At 73.2% G+C, this 8,248-nt stretch carries 11 protein-coding genes; 7 read left to right on the plus strand and 4 right to left on the minus strand.

The genetic code is table 11. The features are described from left to right. Both ACWGIG_RS34145 and ACWGIG_RS34150 read left to right on the plus strand, forming a co-directional pair. A partial coding sequence (locus ACWGIG_RS34145) for a sensor histidine kinase (protein WP_453325577.1) occupies positions 1 to 1,174 on the plus strand: 1,174 nt, incomplete at its 5' end. Beyond that, entirely contained in the window at positions 1,171 to 1,836 is a 666-nt protein-coding gene (locus tag ACWGIG_RS34150) for a response regulator (protein WP_453325578.1), read from the plus strand. The genes ACWGIG_RS34145 and ACWGIG_RS34150, both read left to right, overlap by 4 nt. On the opposite strand, the gene ACWGIG_RS34155 is transcribed toward ACWGIG_RS34150, so the two are convergent. The 4 genes from ACWGIG_RS34155 to ACWGIG_RS34170 form a co-directional block, all read right to left on the minus strand. Next, positions 1,797 to 2,078 carry a DUF6332 family protein gene (locus ACWGIG_RS34155; protein ID WP_453325579.1) on the minus strand — a complete coding sequence of 94 codons (282 nt, stop codon included), beginning with the start codon at positions 2,076 to 2,078 and terminating at the stop codon, positions 1,797 to 1,799. The two genes, ACWGIG_RS34150 and ACWGIG_RS34155, sit on opposite strands and share 40 nt — an antisense overlap. Positions 2,079 to 2,169: 91 nt before the next feature. Further along, entirely contained in the window at positions 2,170 to 2,958 is a 789-nt protein-coding gene (locus ACWGIG_RS34160; protein WP_453325580.1) for a maleylpyruvate isomerase family mycothiol-dependent enzyme, read from the minus strand. Beyond that, positions 2,955 to 3,299: an SCO4225 family membrane protein gene (locus ACWGIG_RS34165; protein WP_453325581.1), complete on the minus strand. Its 345-nt coding sequence runs from the start codon at positions 3,297 to 3,299 to the stop codon at positions 2,955 to 2,957. Before ACWGIG_RS34165 ends, ACWGIG_RS34160 begins: the two co-directional genes overlap by 4 nt. Positions 3,300 to 3,396: 97 nt before the next feature. Then, complete coding sequence (locus tag ACWGIG_RS34170) at positions 3,397 to 4,776, minus strand: MFS transporter (protein WP_453325582.1); 1,380 nt, start codon at positions 4,774 to 4,776, stop codon at positions 3,397 to 3,399. A gap of 66 nt (positions 4,777 to 4,842) precedes the next feature. Between ACWGIG_RS34170 and ACWGIG_RS34175 the strand changes: the two genes are divergently transcribed. The 5 genes from ACWGIG_RS34175 to ACWGIG_RS34195 form a co-directional block, all read left to right on the plus strand. Further along, positions 4,843 to 6,081, plus strand: a complete 1,239-nt coding sequence (locus ACWGIG_RS34175) for an ROK family protein (protein WP_453325583.1) — start codon at positions 4,843 to 4,845, stop codon at positions 6,079 to 6,081. A 62-nt stretch (positions 6,082 to 6,143) separates the two neighbouring features. Further along, the gene (locus ACWGIG_RS34180; protein ID WP_453325584.1) at positions 6,144 to 6,761 is read left to right on the plus strand and encodes a maleylpyruvate isomerase N-terminal domain-containing protein; all 618 of its coding nucleotides are present in this window, start codon (positions 6,144 to 6,146) and stop codon (positions 6,759 to 6,761) included. 176 nt (positions 6,762 to 6,937) lie between these two features. Next, positions 6,938 to 7,249, plus strand: coding sequence for an SHOCT domain-containing protein (locus ACWGIG_RS34185; protein ID WP_453325585.1), 312 nt, complete (start codon positions 6,938 to 6,940; stop codon positions 7,247 to 7,249). After that, positions 7,249 to 8,043, plus strand: a complete 795-nt coding sequence (locus ACWGIG_RS34190; protein WP_453325586.1) for an ABC transporter ATP-binding protein — start codon at positions 7,249 to 7,251, stop codon at positions 8,041 to 8,043. Before ACWGIG_RS34185 ends, ACWGIG_RS34190 begins: the two co-directional genes overlap by 1 nt. Continuing rightward, positions 8,040 to 8,248, plus strand: a 209-nt coding sequence (locus ACWGIG_RS34195) for a hypothetical protein (RefSeq protein WP_453325587.1), incomplete at its 3' end; no start/stop codon positions are given. The genes ACWGIG_RS34190 and ACWGIG_RS34195, both read left to right, overlap by 4 nt.

Raw genomic sequence — 8,248 nt, forward strand, 5'->3', positions numbered from 1 at the left:
CGACGGGCTGGGGCGTCTGCTGCTCCTCCTCGGTCCTGCCGTCCTGCTGTGGCGGCACCGCATTCCGGTTCCGGTGGTGTTCGTGACCGCGGCGACCGTGCTGGCCTACCTGGGTGCCGGATACGCGTACGGTCCGGTCTTCGTCACCGTCGCCGTCGCGTCCTTCACCGCCGTGGTGCAGGGCCACCGCGTCGCCGCCTGGAGCGCGCTCGGTGTGCTGTGGGGCGGGCATCTGCTCATCGGGCACTGGCTGTACCGGTGGCTGCCGCCGGCCGGTGACGGGTCCACCTCATGGGGCTCGGAAGCGGCCATGGCCGCCTGGATGGCCGCGATCCTCGCCGCCTCCGAACTGCTCAGGGTCAAGCGTCAGCAGCGGGCGCACGCCCGAGCCGAACGGGCCGCCGCCGAGAGGCGTCGCGCCGACGAGGAACGCCTGCGGATGGCCCGCGAACTGCACGACGTCCTCGCGCACAGCATTTCCGTCATCAACGTCCAGGCGAGCATGGGCCTCGCCCTCCTCGACACCGACCCCGAGCAGGCCCGTACGGCACTCACCACCATCAAGGCCGCCAGCAAGGAGGCGCTCGGCGAGGTCCGTCAGGTCCTCGACACCCTGCGCACCCCCGGCGACGCGCCCCGGGCCCCGGCCCCCGGCCTCGACCGGCTCCCCGAGCTGGTCGAACAGGCCGCCGCGGCAGGCCTCACGGTCCGTACGCAATCGGCCGGAGAAGCGCGGCGGCGCATCCCGCCGGGCGCCGACCTCGCGGCCTTCCGCATCGTCCAGGAGGCGCTGACCAACATCGTCCGGCATTCCGGTTCGCGTACCGCCGAGGTCCTCGTCAGCCACACTCCGGACGGACTCCGGCTGCGTATCGACGACGCGGGACCGGCCACCGGCGGCGACGCGGGCGGCAGCGGCAACGGACTCGCCGGAATGCGGGAGCGGGCGGCGGCCCTGGGTGGCACGATCGAGGCGGGCCCGCGCCCCGACGGCGGCTTCCGGGTCGAGGCCGACATTCCGCTGGCCGCTGCGGGCGAAGCCACGGGGAACGCCGCCGGGGAAGCCACGGGGAGCGCCGCCGGGGAAGTCACCGGGAACACCGCCGGGGAAGCCACGGCGAAAGCCGCCGGGGAAGCCGCCGGGCAGGCCACGGGGAAAGAGGGAACGCTGTGATCAGGGTGCTGCTCGCCGACGACCAGGCGCTGGTGAGGGCCGGATTCCGGGCTCTGCTGGGTGCCCAGCCCGACATCGAGGTGGTGGGCGAGGCCGCCGACGGGGAGGAAGCCCTGCGGCTCGTACGCGAACTGCGCCCGGACGTCGTCCTGATGGACATCCGGATGCCGCGGCTCGACGGGCTGGCCGCCACCCGGCTCCTCACCGAGGACACCTCCCTCGACGGCACCAAGGTCGTGATGCTCACCACCTTCGAGCTCGACGAGTACGTCTTCGAGGCGATCCGCTCCGGAGCCTCGGGCTTCCTCGTCAAGGACACCGAACCCGAGGAACTCCTGCGCGCGGTAAGGGCGGTGGTGGGCGGCGACGCACTGCTCTCGCCCGGAGTGACCCGCCGGCTGATCGCCGAGTTCGCCGCCCGTTCGAAGGAACCCGCAGAAGCGGGTGCACTGCGCGAACTCACCGACCGGGAGCGGGAGGTGATGGCACTGGTCGGCATCGGCCTCTCCAACGAGGAGATCGCCCGCCGCCTCGTCGTCAGCCCGCTCACCGCCAAGACCCACGTCAGCCGCACCATGGTCAAGCTCGGCGCCCGCGACCGGGCCCAACTGGTCGTCCTGGCCTACGAGTCGGGGCTGGTACGGCCCGGCTGGCTGGGCTGAGTCCCGGGCGCGCCCTTGTAGCGCCACAGCACGTACACGACGCGTACGACGAAGACCACGCCGCCGAGTGCGGCGCCCGCGATGTCCAGGTTCTTCGTGAGGGGCGCCGAGAGGTCGAAGAGGGCGGCGGGAGGGACGGTCAGCGCGAAGAAGGCGACGAGGGCCAGGGCGAGGGCGCTGAGCAGGGCGTACCCGGTCTCGGTGGTGATGGCGTCGCGCTGAGCCTGCGTTCTGCTCCCCATGTGCCGAAGTGTGTCAAACCGTGCGGGCGGTGGGAAGAGCGGACGGTGGGCGGAGCGCCGAAGAGAGGGTCCGTGACGGTGCGGCCGGGTACTACCAGGTGATTCCGGACAACTCCCGCCAGACGGTGGCCGGTTCGGGATCTCCGGTGAGCGTGACGGCTTCCGTCGGCAGCCTGTTCCACAGGGTCGCGTAGAGCAGTTCGGGTGGCCCGCTCAGCTCGGTGTCGGCCGGTCCTTCGTCGGTGCGTACGGTCCGGGGCGGGGCGTCCTTCGACAGGTGCAGGGTCCAGACGGCGGCCGGGGCGAGCGAGGCGGACCCGGTGGTGGCGGCGCGTGCCGGGGCGCTGTCCGTCGCCCGGATCCGCAGGATGCGCGGGCGGTCGGTCCTGACCCGGCTGCGCCCGCGCCCGTGGAACGCGGTCACTAGCTCGTCGATCCCGTCCAGTGCGAACTCCGGGCTCACTCCCGTGAGTTGGGCACCCGTGGCGGCCTCCGCGTCCATCCGGTGCACCGCTGTCTCGTGCGCCTGGCGCCGCGCCCAGAAGGCGAGCGGGGACGGTGCGGGCAGGAACGTCCAGCACTCCAGGTTCGCCGGAGCCCCGCGAAGTGCCGCCACCAGCGCCGCGTGCCCCTCCCGGAACCAGGCCAGCAACTCCGCCCCGTCGAGGTCCGGTTCGCCGCCGTCGCCCTGCATGTCCCGGTGGCCGTGGGCCACGTGCACCGTGGCCCAGCGGTGCACCGTCCCGGTGTGCCGCAGCAGGCCGCGCACCTGCATGCCGGGGCAGGTGGGGACGTCGGCGGCGGTACCGGCAGCCTCGGCGGCCGATGCCAGCAACGCCCCTTCCTCGACAAGGGAGTTGATGAACGCATCGATTCTCATACGGCCGGTCCTGTCACGCCCCGCGCCGCCGCACGGTGTCCCCCGCGCAGCAGCCGCACGAGGAGCCCCAGCGCGTACGCCTGGAACAGGACGGACAGGACGAGGGCCGGATAGAGGAAGGCGGCGGAGTCGGCCACGCTGCTCGCCAGCAGATCGCCGCCGATCAGGAACACGAAGACGGTCGGCGCGGCGAGCAGGAACAGCCAGACCCCGGCCAGCGAGGCGTCGTCGTGCGTGACGAAGAGCATGTCGACGGTGACGAACAGCGCGGCCACGGTGACCAGGGCCAGATAGGCCAGGGACACCGGGTTGCGGAAGGTGAGTTGTGCGAGACCGTGCATGCGAGGTGCTTTCATCCCGTCCCCCCAAGTGGATGGTCGGCCTTCATCGTGCCCCCGAGCCGGCGGTTCCGCCTGAGTACCGCTACCTAATGGCTACCTATTCGGCCACCCGCGACGTGGCGTCGCGGGCGGCCATGCCGAGGCACGAGGCGGCTGCGGCCAGCACCGCCACCGTGGTCAGCGCGACCGGCAGCGTGAACCAGTCGGCCAGGAATCCGATGGCGGGCGGGCCGAGGAGCATCCCGCTGTAGCCGAGCGTCGAGGCCGTGGCGACGCCGCTCGGACCGGACAGCTCGCCCGCCCGGGACACGGCGACGGGGAAGATGTTCGCCAGCCCGAGCCCGGTCACGGCGAAGCCGAGCAGGGCGAGCCACAGCGTGGGCGCGAGGGAGCCCAGGAGCATCCCGGCGGCGGCGGTCGCGCCGCCCGCCACCAGGGTCGTGGTCTGTCCGAGGCGCTCCAGGAGGGTCGTGCCGGTCAGCCGCCCGACGGTCATGGCCAGCGCGAAGAGCGCGTACCCGGCGGCGGCCGTGCCGGGGTGGGCGCCCAGGTCCTCCTGCAGATGCAGCGGGCCCCAGTCGGCGATGGCGCCCTCGCCGTACGCGGTGCACAGGGCGATGACCCCGAACAGGACGACGGTGCGGCGCTCGCGCCGCCCGGACGTGCGGCGGGGCAGGTTGTCCGAATGTCCCGGCACAGGGGCGGGTGCGGTGCCCGCCGGCTGTTCCGGTCCAGAAAGAGGCGCAGGGCCTGCCGGCTGATCCGGTGCGGAAAGAGGCGCAGGGCCTGCCTGCTGGTCCGGTGCGGAAAGAGGCGCAGAGTCCGTCGGCCGTTCCGGCGCGGGTGCGGTGCCCGTCGGTGGCCGGGACTCCCGCAGCAGGGTGGGGCCGGCCGCCGCCGTGACCAGCAGTCCCAGCGCGGTCAGCGCCGTCAGGTGCGCGGTCGGCGAGAGACCGCCCGCGACCAGTCCGCCGAGCCCGGCACCGACCATGCCGCCCAGGCTGAACGCCGCGTGGAAGCTCGGCATCACCGGGCGGCGCAGCGCCGTCACCAGGTCGACGGCCGCGCTGTTCATGGCGACGCTGATGCCGCCGTACAGCGCACCGAACACCAGCAGTACGAGGCCGAGTGCGAGCGGCGAATGCGTCAGCGGAGGCAGCGCGATGCTCAGCGAGAGCAGCGCCCCGCAGAAGACCGTGACCCGTGCGCTCCCGAAGCGGCTGCACAGCCGCCCCGTCAGGGTCATCGTGATCACGGCCCCCGCCGAAACCCCGAGCAGTGCGAGCCCGAGTGCGCTGGCCGAGGCGGAGGTCTGCTCCTTGATGGCCGGGATCCTGACCACCCACCCGGCGAAGATGAAGCCGTCGAGGGCGAAGAACAGGGTCAGCGCGGTGCGGAGACGGGACAAGGAAGGTGCGGCGGTGGTTCCGCCCGGTCCCCCCGATGCGGCCGTCCGGACTTTGTTTAGGTTCGGCACAAAGTCAGCATAGGGGGAGCCCCCGCACGGGGCAAAACGCTCCGGGGTCGTGGCAGACTCCACTTCATGAACGGCAACGGGACCAGGGTGACCAGCACCAGAACGAAGTTGGAGAGGGGCCGCGGAGCGCTCGGCCCCGCGCTGGAACTCGTGCACACCGGACGCGCGCCCACCCGCGCCGTGCTCACCGCGGAGCTCGGTGTCACCCGGGCCACCGCCGGAGCGGTCGCCGCCGAACTCGAAGCGCTCGGACTGATCCGCGTCGACTCCAGGCCCGGCGCCGCAGCCGGATCGCAGGGCCGCCCCTCGCACCGGCTGACCGTCGACGACACGGGCCCCGTCGTGCTCGCCGCGCAGGTGCACGCCGACGGCTACCGTGCGGCGCTGGTCGGCCTCGGCGGCCGGATCGTCGCGACGGCGCCCGGCTGCGAGGTGATCGACGCCGACCCGGCACAGGTCATCGGCTCGGTCGTGGCCGCGGGCGCCCAACTGCTGCGGGACAGCGGACGCAGGTGCGCCGGAGCGGGCCTCGCCGTCCCCTCGGCGGTCGCCGAACCCGAGGGCACCGCCCTCAACCCGCTGCACCTGGCCTGGCCCGCGGGCTCGCCCGTCCGCCAGATCTTCGCCGAGCGCGTCGCCGCGGCAGGCATCGAAGGCCCCGCCTTCACCGGCAACGACGTCAACCTCGCCGCCCTGGCCGAGCACCGGCACGGCGCCGGACGGGGCGCCCAGCACCTCCTGTGCGTCGCCACCGGACACCGCGGCGTCGGCGGCGCACTCGTCCTCGACGGCCGCCTGCACAGCGGGAGTTCGGGCCTCGCGCTGGAGGTCGGCCACCTCACGGTGAACCCGGCCGGCCGCCCCTGCCACTGCGGCAGCCGCGGCTGCCTCGACGTCGAGACGGACCCCCTCGCCTTCCTCGCGGAGGCGGGGCGCACGCCGGGACCCGAGGTCTCCCTGCTCCAGCAGTCGCGCGACCTGCTCCGCGAGGAGTACGCGGACGTGGCGGTACGCGGCGCGGCCCGGGCCCTCGTCGACCGGCTCGGCCTCGGCCTCGCCGGTCTTGTCAACATCCTCAACCCGGACCGGATCATCCTGGGCGGCCTGCACCAGGCCCTCCTCGCTGCCGAACCCGACCGGCTGCGCGCCGTCGTGGCCGACCGCAGTCTGTGGGGCCGCAGCGGCGGCGTACCGATCCTGCCGTGCACGCTCGACCACAACTCCCTCGTCGGCGCGGCGGAGTTGGCCTGGCAGCCGGTACTGGACGACCCGCCGGCGGCACTGGGCGCCGGGGCGGCCGTCTGACCGGGGCAGGGGTTCCCGCCCGACGTGGCGGACGCTCCTGCCGATCTTGCTAGGGTCCGCCCATGACTGTCACCCCCGCCGACGTACGGCTGGCCGCCGGACTCTCCGCCGACACCCTGCGCCGCGCCCGCGACGCCGACTGGAGCGTCCGAGCCGGTGCGCTGGAGTGGAACTGCTGGGAGACCGCCGAGCACCTGATCGACGACCTCTTCTCGTACGCCGTCCAGCTCGCCTCCGAACGCACCGACATCGACGTGCCGTTCTTCTACACGCAGGAGGCCCAGGGCTCCCCCTACAACGCCGTCCGCGCCGACCCGGAGGCCGGCGTGGACGGGCTGCTCGTCGCGCTCGACTCCGCGGCCGGACTGCTCCACGCCGTCACCGCCACCAAGCCCCCCGAGGCCAGGGCCCACCACGTCTTCGGCGTCTCCGATCCCGAGGGCTTCGCCGCGATGGGCGTCGTGGAGACCCTCGTCCACACCCACGACCTGGCGACCGGGCTCGGCATCGACGGCTGGGAGCCGCCCGCCGGCCTCTGCGCCCGCACCCTGCACCGGCTGTTCCCCGACGCCCCCGCCGACACCCCGCCCTGGCCCACCCTCCTGTGGGCCACCGGCCGTGGCGAACTCCCGGGCCGCCCCCGCCCCGACAAGTGGCGCTGGTACGGAGAACCCCGCTGAGCACCGAGGCCTCATAGCGGCGAGCGCCTCATGGAGGAAGCAGCCGTGCGCCCTCCCCGTACTCCCCAGGAGGTACGCGCACGGCCGCTGGACGTACGACGACCCGCACCCCCTCCCGGGGCCACTCTCGGTAGCGACAGGAAAGACGCTGCACCGCCACCGAGGAGCTGAACCCCATGAACACCCTTGCGTTTGCAGACGGCCCCCACCCCTGGATGCTGCTCTTCCCGCTCGTCTGGGCGGCCGTCGTCATCGGCGTCGTCACCGTGCTCCGGCGCACCGTGTGGCGCCACAGGGGCCGGGGCCGCGGACCGTGGAGCGGCGGTCACCCGCGCGGCCACGGCGAGCAGTCGCCGATCACCGTCCTCGGCCGGCGCTTCGCGACCGGTGAGATCGACGAGGACGAGTACTGGCGCAGGCTGTCCGTCCTGGACGAGCAGTTCGGCCGCACCGAGGGCCCGCTCAAGGGCAAGGGCGGCATGGCCTGATGTCCACCACCACGCCCGCAGTCCGCAGGTCCTGCGCCGCCCGCGTCGTCGACGCCGTCAAGGTGTACGGCGCGGGCGACACCGAGGTCCGGGCCCTGGACGGCATCAGCGTCGACTTTCCGGCAGGGCGGTTCACCGCCGTGATGGGCCCCTCGGGGTCCGGCAAGTCGACGCTGATGCACTGCGCGGCAGGACTCGACACCCTCACCTCCGGCTCGGCCTCCATCGGCGGCACGGACCTGAGCGCCCTGGACGACCGCAGGCTGACCCTGCTCCGCCGCGAGCGGGTCGGCTTCGTCTTCCAGGCGTTCAACCTGCTGCCGACCCTCACCGTCGCCGAGAACATCACCCTGCCCCTCGACCTCGCGGGCGTCCCCGGCGACCGCGACTGGATCTCCGCCCTCGTCGACACCGTCGGTCTGTACGACCGGCTGCACCACCGGCCCGGCGAGCTCTCCGGCGGGCAGCAGCAACGCGTCGCCGTGGCAAGGGCGTTCGCGGGCCGGCCCGACATCGTGTTCGCCGACGAACCCACCGGCAACCTCGACTCCCGCTCCGGCGCGGAGGTCCTGCAGCTGCTGGCCGACGCCGTCCACCGCACGGACCGTACGGTCGTGATGGTCACCCACGACCCGGTGGCCGCCGCACACGCCGACGAGGTGATCTTCCTCGCGGACGGCCGGCTCGTCGACCACATGAAGGACCCGACCGCCGAACGGGTCCTGGAACGCCTGAAGGCCTTCGACGGCGAACGGCTCCAGGCTTCCGACGCCGGGGGAGGGCGCACGACATGAACGCCTCTTTGAGGATCAGCCTCGCCTCGCTGCGCGGCCACAAGCGGCGCTTCGCCGGCATGTTCACCGCCGTCGTCCTCGGAGTCGCCTTCCTGGCGGGAACGCTCGTCATGGGCGACACCCTGCGGGCCGGTTTCGACACGATGTTCGCCGCGGCGGGCAGCGGCACCGACGCCGTCGTCCGGAGCTCCGAGGTGATCAGCGC

The organism is Streptomyces sp. NPDC054863 (assembly GCF_053610825.1).